Source organism: Bifidobacterium tibiigranuli (assembly GCF_022655035.1).
Classification (GTDB): domain Bacteria; phylum Actinomycetota; class Actinomycetes; order Actinomycetales; family Bifidobacteriaceae; genus Bifidobacterium; species Bifidobacterium tibiigranuli_A.
In genome coordinates this window covers 568,712-591,925 of record NZ_JALCUA010000001.1, presented here as the reverse complement: position 1 = coordinate 591,925, position 23,214 = coordinate 568,712, and the positions used below count along the sequence as shown (strand labels likewise).

Genomic DNA, 23,214 nt, shown 5'->3' with positions numbered 1-23,214 from the left:
GCGTGGTGATAGGTTGAAAGCATGGTTGAAATCAAGAATATGATGGGCGACGCGACCGTGATTCGCGCCGATGGCCGCACAATCGACGAGCTGCGACCGGTGAAGATAACCCGCCACTTCACCGATGCGCCGGAAGGCTCGGTGCTGATCGAATGCGGCAACACGCGCGTGATGTGCACGGCGACATTCACGGACAGCGTGCCGCGCTGGCGGCGCGACTCCGGCCTCGGCTGGGTCACCGCCGAATACGCGATGCTGCCCCGCGCCACCTCCCAGCGCACCGACCGCGAGTCGGTACGAGGCAAGATCGGCGGCCGCACGCATGAGATCAGCCGTCTCGTGGGCCGCTGCCTGCGTGGCATCATCGACATGAAGGCCTTGGGTGAGAATCAGATTCAGCTTGACTGCGATGTGCTGCAGGCCGATGGCGGCACGCGCACTGCCTCCGTCACCGGCGCGTATGTGGCGCTGGTGGACGCGCTGCGCTGGGCCGAGGAACAGCGCCACATCAAGTCGGCGGACAAGGTCATCACCGATGCCGTTTCCGCGGTTTCGGTCGGCGTGATCAGCGGCACCCCGATGCTGGACCTGCCTTACGTCGAAGACAGCCAGGCCATGACCGACATGAACGTGGCTATGACCGGCGCTGGCAATTTCATCGAGATTCAGGGCACCGCCGAGCATCGCCCCTTTAACCGCAAGGAGCTCGGCACGCTGCTGGACCTGGCCGAGAAGGGCAACCGCGAACTGCAGCAGGCCCAGAGCGAGGCCCTCGCACAGGGCTGACGCGCTGGTGGCTGCGGGCGTCATCGATCGCACGCATTCGCGCATTCGTACATTCACACATCCACGCATTCATACATTGAGGGAGCATGCATGAGAATCATCGTCGCCACGCATAATGAAGGCAAGCTTGTCGAGATTCGCCGCATCCTGCAGCAGGATCTGGGCGAGCTGGCGGACGGGGTGAAGCTGGTCTCCGCAGGGTCGCTGGGCTTGCCCGATCCGGTGGAAACCGGAACGACATTCGAGGAGAATGCTCTGCTCAAGGCGCGCGATGTCGCCAGCCGCACCGCTTCGCCGGCCATCGCCGACGACAGCGGCCTGATAGTCGATGTGCTGGGCGCTGCACCCGGCATTCTTTCGGCGCGCTGGTCCGGCGTCCACGGCGACGACGAGGCAAACAACGCCCTGCTGCTGGCCCAGATCGCGGACATCCCCGACGCGCATCGCACCGCGCGCTTCCGTTGTGCCGCCGCGCTCGCGGTGCCGGAGGGCCTTGCGACAATTGCTGCTGGCGTTGCCGTGGCTGCGAATGCTGACGACCGCTGCGCCGCCGAAGACGGCGACCGTAGCGATAATGACGGCACAACCCATACAGCCCCGACCGCGTACACCGTCGCCGCGCAATATGTGCAGACCGGCGATATGCCGGGCCGCATCATCCGCAAGCCGCGTGGCGAGCAGGGCTTTGGCTACGATCCGCTTTTCGTGCCCGATGACCAGCCCGGCCGCACGAATGAGCATGGCGAGCCGCTGACCAGCGCCGAGATGACGCCGGCCGAAAAGAACGCCATCTCCCATCGCGGCAAGGCCATCGCCGCGCTGATGCCCAGCATCGAACGGCTATTGCAGTGATATCGGCTCACACTTTTTCACGCGATGCTAAAAAGTGTGAGCCGCATCTATATACCGACCAAAAAGTGGAATCCCATCATCATCACGATGGCGATCACGGCGGTCAGCGACAGCGTGAAGCCGGCGAGCCGGGCGTTGCCGAGCACTTTGTCAGTGAACATCGTGGAGAACATCGCCGTCGGAGCCAGGCAGCACAATGCCACAGCCTCGCGCATGAGCGGGTCGAAGGGGAGCAGGAACCAGGCCGCCGCCGCGAAAATCAATGAGCATGGCAGCCGCCAGCCGATCACCGTAAGGACGGCTTTGACATCGTGCGAATCCCGTGGCAATTCGGTGAGCATGCCGACCATAAGCATCGAGCAGAAGGCGTTGGCCGAAGCGAAGGGCTGCGCAACCGTCGCGGTCCACGCCGGCAGCTTGAAGTCGATCAGCGTCAGCAGCACCATCAGCATATACGTGTCGAATGAGGGCGATGTGAGGAAACCGCGCGCCACATTGCGTCGCAGGGCGCGTCGCCGCAGCCTGCGGGCATCGCGGTCGACCGGGCGGGTGTATGGCAGAGTCGGCGCAGCTCCGGCATGCTGCTGCGTGAGGGTCTTGCCAGGCTCGATGTGCAGCAGAGTCTGCATGATGACGTTGGTGCCGGCCGCGACCATGACGCTGTTGCCGATGTCGAACATCGCCGCAGGGATGAGCGCCGCCGGGCCGAGCAGGGACTGCAGCATGGGGAAGCAGAAGCAGCCGACGTTGAACCCGGAGCCGTTGAGCATGAGGAACGCGCGGTCGCTCACCGGGCGGTGCCGTGAAGTCAGGAAGATCGCCAGCGCGGGCAGCAGCGCGGCCATGAGCGAGAATGCCGAGATGGCGAGCAGACTGATGTGGTGCGGATTGGTGGCGAAGGAGTAGATGATGGCGCCGGGCAGCACCAGATTGAATTCGGCGGTCTGCAGCACGCGATAGTCGAGCGGCCCGAACAGGCGCGTGCGCTTGAACAGGTACCCGGCCAGGATGATGAGCAACAGCGTCGTCGGCTGGATGATCGCAGACATGACTTCCTCTTCTCTGGGCTGGCGGCGATGTTCGCGGCTGGTATGCCACCAGCCATGATAGGCCCCCGCTGTTATCGGGCATGGGTTGGATATCATCGCCGATGCTGTTTTACATGCTCAGAGCGCCTGCCGGTCCGTCGCTCCCGAAGGCATGCTAGATTAATGGGGGCCATGCGACCATTACGGTTGCGCTGGCCACGCGCACATGGCGGAATTGGTATACGCGCAGGATTTAGGTTCCTGTGGCCTTGCGGCCGTGAGGGTTCGAGCCCCTTTGTGCGCACGCGGTGCTTGTGAAACGGTGCGTCTTTGAAACGCGGCAGCTCTGAAACGCAGGGCCTTCACAACACGCATATTGCTGCACCACGCACATCTGCACCACACACATTGTGTTTTCGCAACACCGTGTCCGCAAAATGTGATATTTCCCTCATAATCGGGTGAATCGGCTGCGCGTCGCCCATTGTTACACGTTTCGAGACACGACCGTATATATACTTTAGGTGAATAAGTCAGGCAGTGGTTTCGACGCGGCGCGATGCGGCGTCGTTCGGCGCTGCCTACGCAGAAGCAGTCTCATCGTACGAAGGTGGCATTATGACGACAATTGCTGTTCTAGGCGCGGGCTATGCAGGCATGCGCACGGTCAAGCGACTGGTCCATGAGAAAGTCGATGCGCGCATCGTCCTGATCAACAACAATCCCTATCACTACGAATCCACCCAGCTGCACGAGATCGCGGCCGGGACCAAGGAGCCGTCCGACATCACCTTCGACATCCGCGATGCCGTCTCGGACAAGGTCGAGGTCGTCATCGACACGGTGGAGCGCATCGATCGGGAGCACAGCCAGGTGATCCTCAAGGAAGGGGAGCCGCTCGCCTACGACTATCTGGTCAATGCACTGGGCTTCGAATCGGAGACCTTCGGCATCCCGGGCGCCGAGGAGAACAGCGTGTCGTTCAACAACATCGACTCCGCGCTCGCCGTACGCGAGCATATGGAGAAGACGCTGGCGAACTACACGACCAGCCACGACGAGAACGACCTGCACATCGTGGTGTGCGGAGCCGGATTCACCGGCATCGAGCTGCTTGGCGAACTCGCCTGGCGCGTGCCACAGCTGGCGAAGCAGTATTCGCTGCCCGAAGACCTCATCCGCATCACCTGCGTCGAGGCCTCGCCGAAGATTCTGGCGATGCTGCCTGACAATCTTTCGAAGTGGGCGGTGGACTATCTCATCTCCAAGGGCATCGAAATCCATAACGGCATCGTGATCACCGAAGTCAGGCCCGGCGTCGTGGTGACGGCGGATCAGGAGTTCCACGCCAACACGATCATCTGGACCACCGGCGTGCGCGGCAGCCATGTGATCTGCGACTCCGGCTATGACCAGAAGCGCAACCGCGTGGTCGTCGAGGACGATCTGTCCGTCAAGGGCCATCCGAACGAGTTTCTTGTCGGCGATGTCAGCGCCGTGCCGGACGCCACATCGGGCCGGCTCTACCCTACGACCGCGCAGATCTCCATCGCGCAGGCCGATGTCGTCGCAGCCAATGTCGCGGCGCGCCTGGTCGGCCGCGAACCGCACAAGTTCATCTTCAAGAGCCTGGGCACGGTCTGCTCGCTCGGGCCGCACACCGGCGTGGCCGAGCTGAACGTGATGGGCCATTGGAAACTCAAGGGCCACAAGGTCAGCATGGTCAAGCGCATGGTCAACGACCGCTCCGTATTCGAGCTGGCGCATCTCAAGGAAATGCTGGAAAGCAACTAGACATTCGGCACACCGGCGCTCGGTAGACTGGTACTCAATAAACACAGTGCTTGAATAAGCACAGTACTGGCTAACAGGCACTGAGCACCAAGTACTGAGCAACTGGGCAGAGCCGCCCGCCGGGCATGGCGCGTGGCTCTGCCCGGGCAGATATCGTGCGAAACATCGTTCGAAAAGAGGCATAATCGTGGGATTATCCATTCTGGGGCTGTCGCGATTCCAGTTCGCGATGACGACCATCTATCATTTCTTCTTCATCCCGGTTTCGATCGGGCTGGCGCTCGCCGTGGCCATCATGGAGACGATCTACGCGGTGAACAAGAACCCGCTGTACCTGAAAATGGCGAAATTCTGGGGCAAGATCTTCCTGCTCAGCTTCGCCGTGGGCGTGGTCACCGGCATCATCCAGGAGTTCCAGTTCGGCATGAACTGGTCGAACTACTCGCGTTTCATGGGTGATATCTTCGGAGCTCCGCTCGCCATCGAGGCGCTGCTCGCCTTCTTCCTGGAATCGACCTTCATCGGCGTGTGGATGTTCACCTGGGACCGCTTCAAGCCCGGCGTGCATGCGCTTTTCATCTGGCTGACCTGGCTGGGTTCGACGCTGTCGGCCATCTGGATTCTGGCAGCCAACAGCTTCATGCAGCACCCGACCGGCTTCGAGATCGACAAGGCGACCGGGCATGTGCGGCTGCGCAGCTTCATGGACGTGGTCGCCAATCCACAGCTGTGGCGAGCCTTCCCGCACGTCATCTTCGCAGCGGTGATGACCGGCGGCATGATCATCCTGGGCATGAGCGCCTTCGCCATGCTGCACAAGCGCACGCAGCAGCATGACGGCGACAAGGCCTTCTTCACCAAGTCGATCCGCTTCGGCGCGGTGGTCGCGCTCGTGGGCGCCGTGTTCGTCACGTATGCCGGCGATTTGCAGACGCAGTTCATCATCAAGGATCAGCCGATGAAGTTCGCGGCGACCGAGGCCATCTACGAGGACACCAAGGATCCGGCGCCGTGGGCCGTCGTCTCGCTGATCAACGAGAATGACAAGACCGCCAAGAGCATCGAAATCCCGTACATGCTTTCGCTGCTCTCGTATCACAAGGCTTCCGGCTCGGTCAAGGGCATGGATACGGTAGACAAGGAGCTGCACGAGCAGTACGACGCGAAGTTCGGCAAGGATATGAACTACTACGTGCCGGTCAACGCGCTGTTCTGGAGCTTCAGATTCATGGCGCTTTCCGCGGCGATATCAGGGCTGGCCTCGATTCTGGCGCTGTGGTTCACGCGCAAGGGCAAGGGTGATGGCACAGGCACGCTGATGAACTACCGCTGGCTGCTGTGGATCATGGGCGCGTGCACCTTCGTGCCGTTCATCGGCACAACCGGCGGCTGGCTCATCACCGAGCTCGGCCGCTACCCGTGGATCGTCTACGGGCTGCTGACCATTGCTGACGGCGTCTCCCCGACCGCCACCGTGCCGGGGCTGCTGTTCACCAATATCGTCTACTTCCTGCTGTTCCTGCTGCTGGGAGCGGTGATGATCTTCTACTCGCGCCGGGTGCTGTACCAGGGTCCGGACGGCGAGGGCGAGCTGCCGGTGAGGCAGTCCAAGGCAGCTAAGGCGGCTAAGGCGAAATCAACGGACTCTGCGGCTGCTGGTGCTGCCGCATCGGCTGGGTCAATCGCCGGCAAGTCGGGCGCTGAAAGGAGCGTGGCACTCTCATGAGTTTCCTGCAAGGTTTATGGTTCTTTGTCATTGCGCTGCTGTTCGCGCTGTTCCTGGTGCTCGACGGGCTTGACTTCGGCGTCGGCATGTCCACGCGCTTCGTCGCGGAGAATGGCCGCGAACGCAGCCTGTTCATGCGCGCTATCGGTCCGCACTGGGACGGTAACGAGGTATGGCTCATCACGGCAGGCGGCGCGATGTTCGCGGCCTTCCCGCTGTGGTACGCCAGCCTGTTCTCCGGCTACTACATTCTGCTGTTCCTCGTGCTCGTGGCGCTGATTTTGCGTGGCGTGTCCTTCGAGTTCGCCGCGCACGCGCTCACCGACCGCGAACGCTCGGTGTGGCAGTGGGCGAATTTCGTCGGCAGCCTCTTCGCGCCGTTCTTCCTGGGCATGATGCTCACCAGCCTCATCCAGGGCGTGCCGATGGACAGCCAAGGCAATGTCTGGGCAAGCTTCTTCGATGTGTTCAACTGGCTCTCCGTGGTCGGCGGCATCGCTACCGTGTTCTTCTGCTTCGTGCATGGCCTACATTTCCTGAGCCTCAAGCTCGACCGCGATCTGTCGCGCAAAATGCTCAATGTGACGCAGAAGATCTACTGGATTGCCTATCCGGCGCTGGTAGTGTTCGTGATTTTCGCGCTGATATTCACTGATTTCTATGCTGCCCGCCCGGTTTCGAGCTGGCTGATTACCGTGGTGATTCTCGCGGCGACCATCGCCGGGCATGCGGCCGCGTTCGCGCATCGCGGCGGCTGGGCCTTCGTTTCCTCAGCTGTGACGCTGGCGGGCATCATCGCCTTCATCTTCAACGGGCTGTTCCCGCGCGTGATGATCGCGACCAATCCGGCCAACGACCTGCTCATCAGGGACGCTTCGGCCTCGCCGTACACGATGGGCATCATGACCGTCGTGCTGTGCGTGCTGCTGCCGGTCGTCGTGGCGTACTTCGTGTGGAGCTATGCGCTGCAGCGCAAGCGCCTGCCGGCCATCGACGCGGCTGAGAGCAAGCCCAACGCGAATCTGGAATACGCTGGCTAACGAATGCTGGTGCAGCGCAGCGCCCCTAGCATCTATAGGCTGCGTTGCACAGTGAGACTGCGAAAATTGCGAAGGCTGCGTTGGCGGAATGCCGGCGCAGCCTTCGCTTGAATTGACGCTCGGTAATGGTACAGGGTAACCGGGTACTGGGTAGTGGGTACTGTGCGGTGCAAGCCCAGAAAAGAAGGTGTGCGGTGATCGACAAAAGCCTGTTTCGTTTCCCCGGGTTCAGGCAGGCCATGGGGCTGCTGGCGGTGCTTTCGCTGGTGCAGGGCGCCAGCATCGTGGCGCAGGCATACGGCCTGACCCGCGCGCTTGTGGAGATCTGGCAGCGGCACGCGATATCATCGCTGCCGCTGCCCGTGGCGATATTCGCCGTGGCCTTCGCCTGCCGCCAGCTGTGCGAGGTGGGCAAACAGCGGGTCGCCACCAGTTACGCAGGCGGCGTGGTCGGCGAGCTGCGTCCGCAGGTGCAGCGCAAGATTTTCCGGCTCGGGCCGGCAGCGTTGGCTAAGCGGGGAACCGGCGCTTCGGTGACCATGCTCATCGACGGGCTTGACCAGACCAAAACCTATATCCAGACCGTGCTGCCGAAAATGATGGATATGGGCTTCATCCCGGTTATCGTGCTGGTCGCCGTGTGGTCGCAGAGCTGGCTCAGCGGCCTGGTGCTGCTGTTTATGATGCCGCTGCTGTTCTTCTTCATGGCGATTCTGGGCATCGCCGCCCGCGACAAATCCGACAAGCAGTACGCGGAGTTCCGCGAGCTGAACAACACCTTCGTCGATACGATTCTGGGTCTGCCGACTCTGAAAATGCTCGGCGTCGACAAGGAGTACGAGCGCACGGTCGCCAGTGCCAGCGACCGCTTCCGCAAGCGCACGAATAGCGTTCTCAGAGTGGCGATGACCTCCACCTTCGCGCTCGACTTCTTCACGACTTTGGCGATTGCGATTATGGCCGTGGCCTTGGGCAACGGGCTGATCAACGGCACGGTCGCACTGCTTCCGGCCTTGCTCTCGCTGATACTCGCGCCGGAGTATTTCCTGCCTATCCGCCAATTCGGCGACGACTACCATGCGACACTCAATGGCAAGAACGCCTTGCAGGACATCAACAGTCTGCTTGATACGCCTGAACCCGAGCCGGACGACGAACTCGACTGGCGAGGCTGGGGGAGCGATAGCACGCTGAGCGTGCGCGGGCTTGACTTTGCTTATGATGCCGCAGGTGGCAATGAGGCTCATAGCGATGCCGCAGCAGCCAACCAATCTGACGACGCCCACCCCGCGCTGCACGATCTCTCCTTCACCCTGCATGGCTTCGAGAAAGTAGCCATCATCGGGCGGTCGGGCGCAGGCAAATCGACGCTGATTGACCTGCTGGCCGGCTTCAACATCCCGCAGAGCGGCGCTATCGAACTCGATGGGCGGCAGCTCACGCAGTTCAACGCGCCCGCCTGGCAGCGGCATATCAGCTATATCCCGCAGACGCCGTATATCTTCAGCGGCTCCATCGCCAGCAACATCCGCTTCTATGACCAGTCGGCGAGTGACAGCGACGTGCGCGCCGCCGCCGAGCAGGCCGGATTGGGCGATTGGCTCGGCACGCTTCCCGACGGCTTTGACACGCTGATAGGAGAGGGCAATCGCGGCATCAGCGGCGGGCAGGCGCAGCGCATCGCCCTGGCCCGGGTCATCGCGGACCATTCGCGCTCGATTCTGCTCTTCGACGAGCCGACCGCGCATTTGGACATCGAAACCGAATATGACCTCAAGCAGACCCTGCTGCCGCTTATGGACGATCATCTGGTGATATTCGCCACGCACCGGCTGCACTGGCTGGCGAACGTCGATAAGGTGCTTGTGCTGGACGGCGGGCGCATCGTGGAGGCTGGCACGCCACGCGAGCTGATAGGCCACAGCGGCCCGCTGAGCGAGCTGATCGGCGAGCTGGGCGGCAACCGGATTGAGGGGTACTTCAATGAATAACGCCGAAGATACAGTCATCAACGACAATGTCATGAACGATAACGACATCAACGTGGACTCGCTGTCCCAGCATACGGACACTAATACGGACACTAACGCGAACTCCGGCAGCAATCCTGACAGCGCCGCTTCCAGCAACGGCAGCACCTCACGCTCCACCGGTTTCTCGCGCTACCTGGGCATCTGGCGCAAAGACCACTGGTTCTGGCCCTATCTGCGCCAGCATCGCGCGCTGCTGGCGGCGATTTTCCTTGTCGGCGCGCTGACCTTCGTATGCGGCGCCGGACTGATGTTCACCTCCGGCTTCCTCATCAGCCGCTCGGCCCGCCACCCGTACAACATCTTCGCGGTCTACGTGCCCATCGTGCTCACGCGCGCCTTCGGCATCGGCCGGCCGTCATTCAAGTACCTCGAACGCATCGCCAGCCACGACTGGGTGCTGCGCGTGGTCTCCAAGCTGCGTGTGCAGCTGTACCGCACGCTGTCGCGCGATGCGGCCTTCCTGACCGAGCACGAGCGCACCGGCACCGTGCTCGGCCTGCTCGCCGACGACTTGGACCATTTGGAGAACTTCTATCTGCGCACGATTTTCCCCACGATTGTGGCCTATATCATGTGGGTTGCCGTTACGATTGCGGTCGGCGTCTTCTCATGGCAGACCAGCCTGATCCTCTTCCTACTCTTCGCGCTGGTGCTGATTGCCATACCACTGATATCGCTGGCGTTCTCCGATGCCCGCTATGCGCGCGAGAAGGCGGCGCAGCAGCACGAATACACGGCCGTGACCGAAAGCTATCTGGGGCTTGGCGACTGGGTTATCACGCATCGCGGCGAGGAGTTCGGTGCAACGGGGGCCGAGCAGTTCTCGGCAATCGGTGCCAGCCAGGCCGAGCAGAAGCGCTTCGAGCGTTGGCGCAACTTCGCCATCCAGATGATCTTCGCCGTGATGGCGGTAGGTTTGCTGGCCGGTTCGGCGCTGTTCCTGACATCCAACGCCGATAGCGCTGATTTCGCGGCCGCCGTGGTGCTGGCGTTGTTCCCGCTGATCGACTGCTTCATTGTCGTGGCGCAGGCCTTCGCCGAAGTGCCGTTGTACAGCGATTCGCTGGAACATCTCAATGCGCTGACCGAGCGCGTGGAATCGCATCAGCCCGCCGAAGTGCCGCAGCAGACGCTTGCCGGGCCGCTGAGCAACATCGATTTCGACCATGTGACGTTTTCCTATGGCCCTGACCAGCCCATGTTGCTCGATGATTTCAGTCTGCATATCGACGCCGGCCAGAAGGTGGCGCTGCTCGGCCCCAGCGGCGAGGGCAAAACCACGATTCTGCAGCTGCTGCTCGGCGATCTTGTGCCCCAGCGCGGCGAGATTCGCGTCAACGGCATACCGGTGCGGGCGCTGCAATCCGAGCGCACGCGGCTGTTCGGCTACCTCAACCAGCAGGCTTTCGTATTCAACACGACTATCGGCGACAACGTGCGGCTCGGCCGGCCCGACGCCCCGGATAGCGAGGTCTGGCAGGCGCTGGATGACGTGCAGCTCGGTGATTTCGTGCGTGGCTTGCCTGGGCAGCTTGCCGAGCCGGTCGATGAATCAGGTCAGCGGCTTTCCGGCGGCCAGCGCCAGCGCCTCGCCTTGGCTAGAATACTGCTCAAGGACACGCCGGTTATTCTGCTGGACGAGCCGACCATCGGCCTTGACCCGCTTACCGAGCGGGCGCTGATGACCATGATTTTCCGAGTGAGCCAGCAGCGCACGCTGCTGTGGGTGACCCATCACCTGCAGGGCCTTGAGGATGCGGACCGTGTGGTGTTCCTCGAATCAGGCCGCATCGCGATGCAAGGCGCGCCGCACGAGCTCTACCGCAGCAACGCCCGTTTCCGCGAGCTCTACCGGCTCGACGTCGGCGAACTCGCCGCGTAATACAACTGCCTGTAGTGGTAATTGCCTGTAACTACAGCTGCTTGCGGATGCGGTGCAGCACGTCGCTGAGCTGCACAATCGCCTTTGGACGGACAGTACCAGCCAAGTCGCCAAGACACGCCTCGGCGTCGTCAAGATGCTGCATGGCCTCGTCCCGGGAGCGTTCCAGCAGCTCGGGATGAGCCTGCAAGTAGTCTTCCACGGCCTGCGGGTCATCGCGGCTCAGCAACTGGGCGAAATCGGGATCGTCGCGCAGCGCCAGCAGCACAGGCAGCGTGTAGATGCCGTCCGCCACATCTTCGAGCTTGGGCTTGCCGGTGTCGTGGGCGAGGTCGAAATCGGCGATGTCGTCCATGATCTGGAAGGCCATGCCGAGATGGTTGCCGAAGGCCCGCGCGGTATCCACCAACGTTGGGTCAGGCTGCGACGCGTTGGGACCCTGCGAACCTTGCGCACCCAGCCGCACGCCGGTGAGGCAGGCAAGTCGGAAGAGCGCGGCGGTTTTGCCCCCGATGGCCTTGCGGTAGTAGTCGAGCGTCGTCTCGGCGTGATGGCGCGCCGATTCCTGCAGCAGCTCGCCGCCGACGATCTCGCAGACCGTCGAGGCCTGTTCACGCAGAAAATCGGTGCTCGGCGCGATTCCGGCCATGATCTCCATGTATCGCGACAGAATCAGATCGCCGAGGTATATCGCGGCCTTGTTGCCGGCCGTAATGTGCACGGTGGGCTGGTTGCGCCGAATGGGCGCCGAATCGAGCACATCGTCGTGCACAAGCGTGGCCAGATGCAGCATTTCGATTGCCGCGGCGCCGGTTATCACCTGCTCGTCAAGTCTCCCAGAATCTTTGCTGGCGGTCCGCGCGAAGAGCACGACGAGCGTGGCGCGAATCATCTTGCCGTGGTTGTCCAGCAATTGGCGGTACTCGCTGCGGTAGGGTGTGACGTTGGTCTCTTCGCGGTGAAGCGTTTCGACGACGCGACGCATATCCGATTGCAACGCCATTTCCTGCTGTACTGACATGCGCTCCCGCTCTCGTTCTTCGACCGTAAACCCTACCAATATAGCAATGTTTGGCGCGTTTGTGACCCCCCTTTGTATTTCGGGCGGGTGGAGCGAAGCTTTCGACGGCGAATCCGAACCGGTAGGATGGGGAGGCAATGAAGCTCCATGATGAGAAAGGGAGTGCAGCGATGAGTCTGAGTCCTTGGGCGATTGCGGTGCTTTTCGTGCCCGCAGCCGTGTTCGGAACCGTGTTCCTCGTGTCGTTCATCAAGGAGCCGCGGCAGTTCCGCAATGCCATCTGGTTCATGCTGCTGGTGATGTCGCTGATCGGCGCGGGGCTGGTGGTCTCCCAGCAGGTATGGCTTGTCGTGCTGGCGATTGCGGTGGTCGGTCTGGCGCCGTTCCTCGTGATTGTGTTCCTCGTGGTCAACTCGGTGAGCGTCATCCGGCATGAGGGGCTGTCGCTGGCCACCATGCTGCCGGGTGCGCTGGCACTCGCCGTGGTCGCCTTCCTCGCGCTGTACGCATGGGACTCCGGCCGCGGGCCGCGTTGGCTCGCCAGCCTGATCGGGCTGGTGCTGCTCGAAGGCCTGTGGTTCTTCTTCTCGTTCGCCGCGCTGCTCGCATACTCATGGCTGTACCGCATCATGCCGCGCAACCGGCGCTATGACTACATCATCATCCACGGCGCGGGGCTGAGTGGCGACAAGCCGACGCCGCTGCTGCGCGGGCGCATCGACAAGGCCGTGGAGCTGTGGGAGCGTCAGCAGCGCTACGGCGTGCTCATCGTGTCCGGCGGGCAGGGCAGCGACGAAGTCGTCAGCGAGGCCGCCGCGATGCGCGCATACCTGACCGAGGAACGGCATATTCCCGAGGAGAGCATACTCATGGAGGACCGCTCGACGACGACCATGGAGAACCTGCGATTCTCGAAGGACATCATGGACGGGCGCAGCGGCGCGGGTCCGCACGCCTATCGCGCCGCGCTCGTGACCAGCGACTACCACGTGTTCCGCGCGAGCGAGTACGCGCATCAGATCGGGCTGAAGGCGGACGGCGTCGGCAGCCGCACGAGTGGCTACTACTGGCCGACCGCGTTCATCCGCGAATTCGTAGCCATCAGCCGCGCCCACATATGGCCCTACGTTGTCATCGCCATCTTGTGGCTGATTGGCTTCATCGGCTTCGATGTCATCGTTCCATGGCTGACGAGCCGTCTTTAGGACGGACGGGTAATGCGGTGATGCCTAGCAGTAATGCTTAATACGGTAATACCTGAAGCGATAAAGAACGGTAAAGCACGATAAAGCAATGCGGAATGCGGGATAATCGCTATATGCACACACGAAAAAGATGGAGCCGCTTGACAGAATCGAACTGTCGACCTTCTCATTACGAGTGAGACGCTCTACCAACTGAGCTAAAGCGGCATCTGCCCGAGCGGCATTCGCCACTCGCGCACAAAAAATAGAGTGTACTGGAAGCCCTAGAATTTGTCCAATGCGGATCGGCCCTGCCGTGTCCTTGCCGTATCTCCACCGTGTCCCGCCTTGTTCGGTCGCTGCGCGACAATGGTGCACATGAGCGAGACGAACGATTTTGGCGATTTCCACGCGATTATTCCGGCCGGCGGCACCGGCACGCGGCTGTGGCCGCTCAGCCGCGTCGCCAAGCCGAAGTTCCTTTTCGATCCGCTCGGCCAGGGGCGCACGCTGCTGCAGTCGACCTTTGACCGGTTGGCGGCGCTCGCGGGGAAGGACCACGTCGTAGTGAGCACCGGCTGGCGGTATGTGGAGCCGGTGCGCGAGCAGCTGCCCGATGTGGATGTCGAGAACATTTTCGCCGAACCGGTTCCCCGCGATTCCACGGCCGCAATCGCACTGGCGACGGCCGTGCTCGCGCGGCGCTACGGCGAGCAGACCATCGTGGGCTCCTTCGCCGCCGACCATGTGATACGCGGCCGCGAGGCCTTCGCCGAATCGGTGCGACAGGCGGTGGCGACCGCGCGCGCCGGGTATGTCACGACCATCGGCATCGCCGCCTCGCGTCCCTCCACCGCGTTCGGCTACATCCATCAGGGGGCTTCGCTCGCCGCGCGTATCCCGCAGGCGCCCAGCGCGCGCGAGGTGGAGCGCTTCGTGGAAAAGCCCGACGCTTCCACTGCGCTGGCGTACCTATCGACCGGCGAATACCGCTGGAACGCCGGCATGTTCGTGATGCGCGCCGACGTGCTGCTCGGTCATCTGAGCACGAGCAGACCGGCGATGTTCGAGGCGATTTCGCGCATCGCCGACGCCTATATGGCTCCTGCCGCAACTAGGGAGGAGGCCGTGGACGAGGCCATGGCCCGTTACTGGTCGGGCATCGAGAAGATTGCCTTCGACTACGCCGTGGCGGAGCCGCTGAGCTTGAGCGGCGGCGTCGCGGTGATCCCGGGCGACTTCGGCTGGGACGACATCGGCGATTTCAACTCGGTGGCGGCTCTGCTCCCCAGCGTGAATGAGCGCAATCTCAAGGTCATGGGAGACACCGACCAGGTGGTGTGCCTCGATTCCGCCGGAGACGTGGTCGCGCCCATGTCCGGGCGCACGATCGTGCTGCTCGGGGTCAATGACATGGTCGTGGCCGACACGCCGGACGCCCTGCTCATCGCCCCCCGCGCCCGCAGCCAGGAGATCAAATCCGTCGTGTCGCATCTGCAGGACGAAGGCCGGGACGCCATTCTGTAGGCATGGCCTTGTAGGCGTGGGTCGCCGGGGCCTCGCCGGAGCATCGCCGGGGCGCGTCCGCTGTCCTATTTTGTGAGTATCTTGTGAACTGAAGGAATCAGCGTGACCGCGCTGCGAGCATTGCAGCCGTCCGTATGCCGCACTGGTTCGTAGTGACGACGAAAGGACCATACATGGCCATCAATCCTCCTATCGATGCGACGCAGACGCCCGAATGGGCTGCGCTGCAGCAGCATTTCGACCAGCTTCAGGATGAGGGCGTAGACCTCAAGACCTGGTTCGCCAATGATGCATCGCGTGTCGATAAGCTCAGCTTCGACGCAGGCGATCTGCACTTCGACCTGTCCAAGAACCTGATCAAGCCCGAGACGCTGGCGCTCTTCGCCGACCTTGCCAAGGCCGTCAAGCTCGATGAGCGCACCAAGGCGATGTACACCGGCGTGCATATCAACAACACCGAGGATCGCGCCGTGCTCCACACCGCGCTGCGCCGCCCGGCCGAGGACGAGGGCAAGTTCATCGTCGATGGCCAGGACACGGTCAAGGACGTGCGCGAAGTGCTTTCGCGCATCTACGCCTTCGCCGACAGGGTTCGCTCCGGCGAGTGGACCGGCGTGAGCGGCAAGAAGATCACCACGGTCGTCAACATCGGCATCGGCGGCTCCGACCTCGGCCCCGTCATGGTGTACGAGGCACTCAAGGCCTATGCGGACGCGGGCATCAGCGCACGCTACATCTCCAACATCGACCCCAATGACATCGCTGAGAAGACCAAGGGCCTGGACCCGGAGACCACGCTGTTCATCATCGTCTCCAAGACCTTCACCACGCTCGAAACGCTGACCAACGCCCGCGAGGCGCGTACTTGGCTGCTGAAGGGCCTCAAGGCCGCCGGCGCTGTCGACGGTTCGGACGAGAAGAATTCCGAAGCGGTGAGCAAGCACTTCGTGGCCGTCTCCACGAATCTCGAGAAGGTCGCCGAATTCGGCATCGACCCCACCAACGCCTTCGGCTTCTGGAACTGGGTCGGCGGCCGCTACTCCGTCGACGCCGCAGTGGGCACCTCGCTCGCCGTGGTCTTCGGGCCGGAGCGCTTCGAGGAGTTCCTGCACGGCTTCCACGCGATTGACGAGTACTTCGCCACCACGCCGTTCGATAAGAACGCCGTCGTGCTGCTGGGCATGCTCAACGTCTGGTACCGCAACTTCTTCAAGGCCGCGTCGCACGCGGTGCTGCCCTACGACCAGTACCTGCACCGCTTCCCGGCCTACCTGCAGCAGCTCACGATGGAATCCAACGGCAAGTCCGTGCGCTGGGACGGCACGCCCGTCACCACCGAGACTGGCGAGATCTTCTGGGGCGAGCCCGGCACGAACGGCCAGCACGCCTTCTACCAGCTCATCCATCAGGGCACGCAGCTCATTCCGGCCGACTTCATCGCTTTCGCCAATACGCCGAACCCGACCAAGGACGGCGGCCAGGATGTGCACGAGCTGTTCCTGGGCAACTACCTCGCGCAGACCAAGGCGCTGGCCTTCGGCAAGACCGCTGACGAAGTGCGTGAGGAAGGCACAGCCGAGGAGATCGTGCCGGCGCGCGTCTTCGCAGGCAACCGCCCGACCACTTCGATTTTTGGCGACGCGCTGACCCCGTTCTCGCTGGGCGAGCTGATTGCGCTCTATGAGCACATCACCTTCGTCGAAGGCACCGTGTGGGGCCTGGATTCCTACGACCAGTGGGGCGTGGAGCTGGGCAAGCAGCTCGCCAAGCAGATCACTCCCGCGATTTCGCAGGATGATGACGCCCTCGCGCAGCAGGACGCCTCCACCCAGGGCTTGATCAAGTTCTACCGCGAGCACCGCAAGTTCTGATATATCAGTTCTGACAGCGATTCCTCGCCTCGAACGTCACAACGCCCGCACTATCACGGAGATAGTGCGGGCGTTGTGACGCTGCCGTCGTGCCTCGGCGTCGCTTTTTGACCGATAACGCGAGGCTGGCGTACAAAAGGCGACGCAAATCAGCCTATTAACGTTACGAAATGTACGTCAGCCATGTGTTAGCGGTCAAAAGGTGACGCTTATTACCTGTTCTCCTCGTCGATGATGAGCAGGTCGTCGTCGGCATCATAATCGAAGAGCTCGCCGTAGCGGCCCCATGTGACGGCGATGTGGAACTGCTGCCATGCCTTGGCATCCTCGTGGCGGTTGCGCAGCAGATTGAGCACCAGTTCACCGCGCAGACGACCGGTTTCCGACTGTTTGAGAGCGAGATCGATGGTGCGCACGAGGGGAGCGTGCTGCAAGGCCAACCGCGCAAAGACCTGTTTCGAGCCCAGAATGTCCGCATCGTGCCATGCCCAGCCCTGATCGGTGAGCCGCACGCGCCCTTCGCGGACGGCCAGCACGCGGAGCATCGCTCCCGCATCAATCAGGGGGAAGAGGTCGTCCACCTCGAAGGACAGCAGACTGGCGAGATCGGCGAGATCTATGCCGGAGGGGTTCTCCGCTATCACATCAAGCAGGCCAGCCAGACCGCCCGGCGTGGCATTGGGCAGGAACGGTTGGTCGGCTGCTGTCGCCCTCGGCGTCGCATGCGATTCGTTTGTACCGGTGGGCGTTGCGCCAGCGGGTGTTACGCCTGCTGGTTGCGCAGTAGCTGCGGCCTTGTCGGCTGTGGCTTGCATGCCTTGCGTGTGCTCGGCGGCGTCGCTGTGCTGGTCTGACGGGGCTGATGATGCTGATGATGTTGGCGATGTTGGCGATGTTGGCGGCTGTGACAGTGCCGACGGCACTGCAGCAGCCTTTGATGTCGCCTGCCCCTGTCGAGACGCTGCCGTAGCCGCAGTCGCAGCATCGCCTTCAGTCTTGCCCGCAGCGGAGCGCGGCGTCTGGGGATGCGACTGCGTACCGGTCAGCACCGAGTACAGGTAGTCGACCCGTGCTTCGAATTCGGCGCTGTGGCGGTTGCGCGGCCGTGGCAGGTCGATTGATGTCTGAGCGATGAGCCGGCCCGGATGCGATCCGAACACGATGACGCGGTCGGCCATTTCCACAGCCTCCTCGATATTGTGCGTGACCATGAGAATCGAACGGATGCCCTGGTCCTTGCCGTTCCACAGGCTGAGAACCTCCTGGCGCAGATTCTCCGCAGTCAGCACATCGAGCGCCGAGAAGGGCTCGTCCATGAACAGCGCATCCGGGCGCATCACCAGTGCGCGGGCGATGCCGACGCGCTGGCGCATGCCGCCGGACAATTCCTTGGGATACGCCGATTCGAAGCCGTCGAGACCGATGGCATCGATGGCCGCGAGAGCCACGTCGCGCCGCTGGCTCCGGGGCATGCCCCGAGCTTCAAGCCCCAGCTCCACGTTGGCCTGGACAGTGAGCCACGGCATGAGCGCGAAGGTCTGGAAGACGAGGGAAACGCCGGGATTCGGCCCGTTCAACGGTGCTCCGCGGTATTCGACGCTGCCCTCGCTGGGCTGGACGAGTCCGGCGAGAATGCGCAGGAATGTCGATTTGCCGGCGCCGGAGCGGCCGAGAATGGCGACGATCTCATTGTCATAGAGCGTGAAGGAGATGTCGTCGAGCACGGTGAGATCCGTCTTCTTGTCCGTGGCGAAGCGCTGGGAGATGTGCTGCGCGCTGATGATATTGCCGTGGGTGGCGTCGAGATGCGCGAATTCGGCGCGGGTCGTGGTCACCCGCTTGCTCGCGGCATTCCTGATTGTGGTGTCTGCGGCTGCTGCGTTCTTGAAGGTGAAGTTCGTCATAGTGCGTCCTTGAGTATTGTTCATTGTCATTGTCATTGTCATTGTTTCTAATCATTCGCATATGCCGGCGTCAGCCGTTCCTGCCGCGCGGGCCGCGTGTTCAGGCGGTGATTGCGAATCGCTTGGCGGCGTACCGTTCGAGCGGGTTCCAGAACAGCCGGTTGACTGCGACGACGAACAGGCTCATCACCACGACGCCGACCAGCGTCTTCATCGTGTCGCCGACCGCCGTCGCTTCGGTGATGTACGAGCCCAGGCCAGGCGTGGTGAGCGTGTGCCTGCCTGATTCGACGTATTCCGCGATAATGGAGGCGTTCCACGCGCCGCCTGCCGCAGTGATGCCGCCGGTGCACCAGGAGCCGAAGACGGCGGGCAGAATCAGCTTGGTCCAGCGCATGATGCGCGGCAGGCGCATATTCGCCGCCATCTCGCGCAAATCGTCGGGAATCTGGCTGGCGCCGGCGATCACGTTGAACAGGATGTACCATTGCGTGCCCAGCGCCATGAGCAGGATGGAGCCCCAGCCGAGGTCGATGTGCCATGCGAGGAACCACAAGATGACGAAGGGGAAGAGGAAATTGGCCGGGAAGCTCGCCAGAACCTGCACGATGGGCTGCATGAAGCGCGACAGTCGCGGGTTCATGCCGATCATCGCGCCGATTGGCACCCAGATGACTGAGCATACGATGGTCAGCAGCACCACGCGCAGGAAGGTCAGGCTTCCCAAAGTGATGATGTGCCATGTCTCGCCGAATCCGATGGTGGACTTGATGGAGCCGAGCAATGCTGCGGTTCCAGTGATGAGCGCCACGGCGATGACGATATTGAATGCGATATCGCCGACGCGCTGGCGGCTGGCCTTGGGAGCGCGGGTCGAGCCGGTGCGGCCCAGCGGGCGCATGACGCGGTCGAGCAGATCGCCGACGGGGCGCAGCAGCATGCCCAGCCAGTCATCGATGTGGGACTGGCGGATGATGGTGAGCACCAGGCTCGTGCGCTGCATGGAGGATTCGCTCTGAGTGATGCGGAACTTCTCCGCCCATGCGGTCAGCGGCTTCCATACCAGGCCATCGATGGCCAGCACGACGACGATCATCGCGACGATGGCCCAGCCGACCTTGCCGAAGTCGCCTTGGCTGCTGGCTGCGGCGACATAGCTGCCGATGCCGGGAAGTGCGTAGGTGCGGTTGTTGACGGAGATCATCTCCGAGGCGGTCAGGAAGAACCAGCCGCCGCCGACACTCATCATGCAGTTCCACAGCATGGGAATCGCGGCGTTGGGCATGTCGAGCTTCCAGAACCGCTGCCAGCGCGTAAGCCGGAACATGCGCGCGGCCTCGTCGAGTTCCGCCGGCTCGCTCAGCAGCGAGCGGTGGAAGGCGAAGGTCATATTCCAGGCTTGGCTGGTGAAGATCGCGAAGATAGACGCGGCTTCCACGCCCAGCATCGAACCGGGGAAGAGCGCCAGCCATATGGTCACCGTGGCCGAGAGGAAGCCGAGAATCGGCACGGACTGCAGCACGTCGAGCAGCGGGATAAGCACCTTGCCGGCGCGGCGCGAGCGGGCAGCGGCCAGCCCGTACAGCACCGAAAAAACGAAGGAGAACGCCAGCGCTATGGCCATGCGCAGCACCGAGCGCATCACGTCATAGGGCAGGGCGCCTAGGTTCGTGGGCACGCTCGAAGGAATTCCCTGCGGGCCGACGGGTGCGACGACGCCCGGAGTCAGATAGGCCAGCGCGCCGAACACGGCGAGGATTCCGGCCACCACCAGGCAGTCGGATATGATGCGCCGTTGGGTGGCGATTGGGCTCTTGGACTGCGTTGCCGGAGTCCGGACGGTAGTGAATATGGTCATGAGGCGTCCTTTGTGCCTTGGCCGTGGTCCATTGCTGGAAGCCGATCACGGCATGATATGAATGATTCGGGTCGGGCCCTGATTCATCCATGTGCTGGCTGCGCGGTCTACCAATGTCATGCGCCGTGACGCCGTCCGTTGCGTACACTCTGCTGCGCACTGTTTTGGCATGTGCAGCATGTCGCACATCATGGCGTTCTCACGTCAGGCTCATGCCATGCTCACGTCATGCGATAGACGTGAACGCATGTACGTGACATAACGCAGTGATACGGCGTCACGCGGAAACGGGACGATTAGCGTCGGCGACAGGCAAAGTCGGTTATACGAGACCGAGACCAAGTCATAGGGATAAAACACATAAGGATGAAACAGGGAAGCGGCGTGCGATTGGCATGAGCACGCTGCATTGCGTTGCGTAACGACAACTACTGGGAAGTTCGTCGCTCATGATCCATCACCTCCTTGCGTCCTGCGCCAGCTGGGCTTTGTGCCAGCTGAACTCTGTGCTCATTGAACTTAAGCGTCAGCGCATCCGGTCGGATACGCTGCTCGGCAGATCGCCCGAAACAGTTGCGGGGAGGTGGCGCGGCACGATAGCCGTCCATCAACTCGTCATCGTCTGAGCTTCAGCTTCGCAGGGCGGTGGCATCGCATTAGTTCATGCCTTGACTCGACAAGAACTGCTGACCTGCGCGCAGTGTCTCCACTGGTTTGCGGCAGCGATCCATATCCCTGCGGTAGCCTTACCTACCGATTCGACTTCAAGCTAAAGCCCCTGGCTGGATTTGTCAATCGCGGTGCAACCGGAGTGTCGCCGTGACGCTGTGCAGCGATTGTGCAGAACATATGGACCACAGGGCTTGCCGTGTGACTGCGTTTTCGTCTGCGTTTCCTAAGACTCGCGGATGGCGAAGCCCGCTTCGCTGCTGTCTGGCGAATCGCTTATGATAGTGCTTTGCTGTGTCGAGTGACGAGCCGCCGCATAGGTTCGTCGCTTCACCGGGGTTCAGCCGCGCTCCCGCAAGGGCTGCGAGGCGAATCGGCTGGCTTTCCAGGGCAACGCGCTGGAAATACAGATTGTTGGGCACACTGTCAGTACGTTGGTAGCAACGTCGGCAGCGAGTCCAAAGGATGTGCGCTGGTATGCGGCAGCGACAGGAGATAATCATGGTTAACGCCATTGAGGCATTTGATGCCGCTCATATGAAGTCCATCGACAGCATTCCGGAGTTCCGCCCCGGCGACACCGTCGACGTCAACGTCAAGATTCAGGAAGGCAACAACTCCCGTATCCAGACGTTCACCGGCGTGGTGATCGCCCGTCAGGGCACTGGCGTGCGCGAGACCTTCATCGTGCGCAAGGTCAGCTTCGGCACCGGCGTCGAGCGCCGCTTCCCGCTGCACTCCCCGGCGATCGATTCGATCAAGCTGGTGCGCAAGGGTCGCGTGCGTCGCGCGAAGCTGTACTACCTGCGCTCGCTGCGCGGCAAGGCCGCTCGCATCGTCGAGCGTCGCGACAACAGCGCGAAGTGATTTTGCTGCTCATCTGATGCGCATGCGCATCAGCGGTGGCCCGGCAATCCTTGTGATTGGCCGGGCCACTGGCGTTCTGCGGGGTTGATGGCGAGTTGGCGCTCCTAGTACTCACGTCACGCAAACAAGGCGTTTTGCGTGACAACGCTACTAGAAGTTGGCGGTCCTAGTATTTTCGTCACGCAAAATCGGGGTATTGCGTGACGAAAGTCCGAGCGACTCATTGTCCGCAATCTTGACGTCGTGCGGCGTCCCGGCTGTAGGCTTCGGTCGGTATGATGGCGCACAATGGCGCACAGACACAAGTGACGGCGCAACTAATAACGGCGCAGACCGGGGGATTGCCCATGCAGACTGGGACCTCAGGCTCCCGCTACGATTCGGAGGAGCATATGCAGCAGGCCGATGCGGCGAGCGATGAGAGCGATTCCCAAGACTCCCATATCCTCGAAGTCGCCGACCACGGCGTTGACCCCGTTCCGGCTGCCCGCCGGCATGGGCCTGAGCATGCGAATTCCGCTCCCGCCGCTGCCGATGACGGGCGTATGGGGTGGCGCGACACGCTGATCTGGTGCGGCATCCCGATTCTGATTGTGCTGCTGGTGCGGATTTTCCTGCTGGGTTTCTATACGATTCCCTCGGGGTCGATGATGGACACCATTCAGATAGGCGACCGGGTCATCACCACCAAGCTCACGCCGAAATACTTCCATCTGCATCGCGGCGATGTCGTCGTCTTCAAGGATCCGGCGAATTGGCTGAACGATGAGGGCAACCGTTTCGCGAGCGACGACCTCATCAAGCGGCTTATCGGGCTGCCGGGCGATGTCGTGGAATGCGCGGGCGCGGGCAAGCCGGTGACGATCAACGGCGTGGCCATCAACGAGACTTCGTACACCCGCCCTGGCGTCGAGCCGAGCGACTTTCCCTTCCGTGTGCATGTGACGCCCGGCCATGTCTTCGTTATGGGCGACAACCGTTCGAATTCCGCCGATTCGCGCTACCATCAGGATGATGGAGCCAATGGTTTGGTGCCCGTCAACGATATCGCCGGCGTGGCGCTGACGACATATTGGCCGTTCGGGCGCATCGGCTCGCTGAGCGGGCATCACGAGGTCTTCGACAAGGTGCCTGATGGCACGATTCAGTGAGGCAACGCAGTTCGGTGAAAC

Annotated in this window: 16 protein-coding genes, 2 tRNA genes and 1 riboswitch; of the genes, 13 read left to right on the top strand and 5 right to left on the bottom strand. The window is 62.2% G+C overall.

From position 1 onward, the window contains the following. Positions 1-21 precede the first annotated feature (21 nt). Together rph and LKK40_RS02430 are read left to right on the top strand one after the other, a co-directional pair. Positions 22-786 carry a ribonuclease PH gene (rph, locus tag LKK40_RS02435; RefSeq protein ID WP_304308862.1) on the top strand — a complete coding sequence of 255 codons (765 nt, stop codon included), beginning with the start codon at positions 22-24 and terminating at the stop codon, positions 784-786. 90 nt (positions 787-876) lie between these two features. Further along, positions 877-1,638, top strand: coding sequence for a non-canonical purine NTP pyrophosphatase (locus LKK40_RS02430; RefSeq protein ID WP_304308860.1), 762 nt, complete (start codon positions 877-879; stop codon positions 1,636-1,638). Positions 1,639-1,685: 47 nt separating this feature from the next. Here LKK40_RS02430 and LKK40_RS02425 read toward each other — a convergent pair whose 3' ends face one another. Beyond that, complete coding sequence (locus LKK40_RS02425) at positions 1,686-2,687, bottom strand: AEC family transporter (RefSeq protein ID WP_304308858.1); 1,002 nt, start codon at positions 2,685-2,687, stop codon at positions 1,686-1,688. Positions 2,688-2,886: 199 nt separating this feature from the next. Between LKK40_RS02425 and LKK40_RS02420 the strand changes: the two genes are divergently transcribed. The 6 genes from LKK40_RS02420 to cydC all read left to right on the top strand — a co-directional run bounded on the left by LKK40_RS02420 (position 2,887) and on the right by cydC (position 11,141). Further along, a tRNA-Leu gene (locus LKK40_RS02420) sits at positions 2,887-2,970 on the top strand. 314 nt (positions 2,971-3,284) lie between these two features. Next, entirely contained in the window at positions 3,285-4,460 is a 1,176-nt protein-coding gene (locus LKK40_RS02415; RefSeq protein ID WP_304308857.1) for an NAD(P)/FAD-dependent oxidoreductase, read from the top strand. A 187-nt stretch (positions 4,461-4,647) separates the two neighbouring features. Continuing rightward, complete coding sequence (locus tag LKK40_RS02410) at positions 4,648-6,186, top strand: cytochrome ubiquinol oxidase subunit I (RefSeq protein WP_304308855.1); 1,539 nt, start codon at positions 4,648-4,650, stop codon at positions 6,184-6,186. Then, positions 6,183-7,226 (top strand): cytochrome d ubiquinol oxidase subunit II, encoded by a 1,044-nt coding sequence (cydB, locus tag LKK40_RS02405; RefSeq protein ID WP_304308853.1) that lies wholly within the window; start codon positions 6,183-6,185, stop codon positions 7,224-7,226. The genes LKK40_RS02410 and cydB overlap by 4 nt, the downstream gene beginning before the upstream one ends. A 194-nt stretch (positions 7,227-7,420) precedes the next feature. Then, positions 7,421-9,217, top strand: a complete 1,797-nt coding sequence (cydD, locus tag LKK40_RS02400; protein WP_304308852.1) for a thiol reductant ABC exporter subunit CydD — start codon at positions 7,421-7,423, stop codon at positions 9,215-9,217. Continuing rightward, entirely contained in the window at positions 9,210-11,141 is a 1,932-nt protein-coding gene (cydC, locus tag LKK40_RS02395; RefSeq protein WP_304308850.1) for a thiol reductant ABC exporter subunit CydC, read from the top strand. Before cydD ends, cydC begins: the two co-directional genes overlap by 8 nt. A gap of 31 nt (positions 11,142-11,172) precedes the next feature. Here the strand turns inward: cydC and LKK40_RS02390 are convergent, their stop codons facing one another. After that, positions 11,173-12,162, bottom strand: a complete 990-nt coding sequence (locus LKK40_RS02390) for a polyprenyl synthetase family protein (RefSeq protein WP_304308848.1) — start codon at positions 12,160-12,162, stop codon at positions 11,173-11,175. A gap of 170 nt (positions 12,163-12,332) precedes the next feature. Between LKK40_RS02390 and LKK40_RS02385 the strand changes: the two genes are divergently transcribed. Further along, on the top strand, positions 12,333-13,367 hold the full coding sequence (locus LKK40_RS02385; RefSeq protein ID WP_304308846.1) for a YdcF family protein: 1,035 nt from the start codon (positions 12,333-12,335) through the stop codon (positions 13,365-13,367). Positions 13,368-13,498: 131 nt separating this feature from the next. Here the strand turns inward: LKK40_RS02385 and LKK40_RS02380 are convergent. Then, positions 13,499-13,574, bottom strand: a tRNA-Thr gene (locus LKK40_RS02380). Positions 13,575-13,724: 150 nt separating this feature from the next. Between LKK40_RS02380 and LKK40_RS02375 the strand changes: the two genes are divergently transcribed. Both LKK40_RS02375 and pgi read left to right on the top strand, forming a co-directional pair. Then, positions 13,725-14,873, top strand: coding sequence for a mannose-1-phosphate guanylyltransferase (locus tag LKK40_RS02375; RefSeq protein ID WP_304308845.1), 1,149 nt, complete (start codon positions 13,725-13,727; stop codon positions 14,871-14,873). Positions 14,874-15,046: 173 nt separating this feature from the next. After that, positions 15,047-16,744, top strand: a complete 1,698-nt coding sequence (gene pgi, locus LKK40_RS02370) for a glucose-6-phosphate isomerase (RefSeq protein WP_304308843.1) — start codon at positions 15,047-15,049, stop codon at positions 16,742-16,744. 212 nt (positions 16,745-16,956) lie between these two features. On the opposite strand, the gene LKK40_RS02365 is transcribed toward pgi, so the two are convergent. Together LKK40_RS02365 and LKK40_RS02360 are read right to left on the bottom strand one after the other, a co-directional pair. Beyond that, positions 16,957-18,648, bottom strand: coding sequence for an ABC transporter ATP-binding protein (locus tag LKK40_RS02365; RefSeq protein ID WP_304308842.1), 1,692 nt, complete (start codon positions 18,646-18,648; stop codon positions 16,957-16,959). A 100-nt stretch (positions 18,649-18,748) separates the two neighbouring features. After that, the gene (locus LKK40_RS02360; protein ID WP_304308840.1) at positions 18,749-20,506 is read right to left on the bottom strand and encodes an ABC transporter permease; all 1,758 of its coding nucleotides are present in this window, start codon (positions 20,504-20,506) and stop codon (positions 18,749-18,751) included. 607 nt (positions 20,507-21,113) lie between these two features. Next, a riboswitch (M-box (ykoK) riboswitch) is annotated at positions 21,114-21,271 on the bottom strand. Positions 21,272-21,676: 405 nt separating this feature from the next. On the opposite strand from LKK40_RS02360, the gene rplS reads away from it, so the two are divergent. Together rplS and lepB are read left to right on the top strand one after the other, a co-directional pair. Next, positions 21,677-22,042: a 50S ribosomal protein L19 gene (rplS, locus tag LKK40_RS02355; protein WP_304308838.1), complete on the top strand. Its 366-nt coding sequence runs from the start codon at positions 21,677-21,679 to the stop codon at positions 22,040-22,042. 392 nt (positions 22,043-22,434) lie between these two features. Beyond that, on the top strand, positions 22,435-23,193 hold the full coding sequence (lepB, locus tag LKK40_RS02350) for a signal peptidase I (RefSeq protein WP_304308964.1): 759 nt from the start codon (positions 22,435-22,437) through the stop codon (positions 23,191-23,193). Positions 23,194-23,214 lie beyond the last annotated feature (21 nt).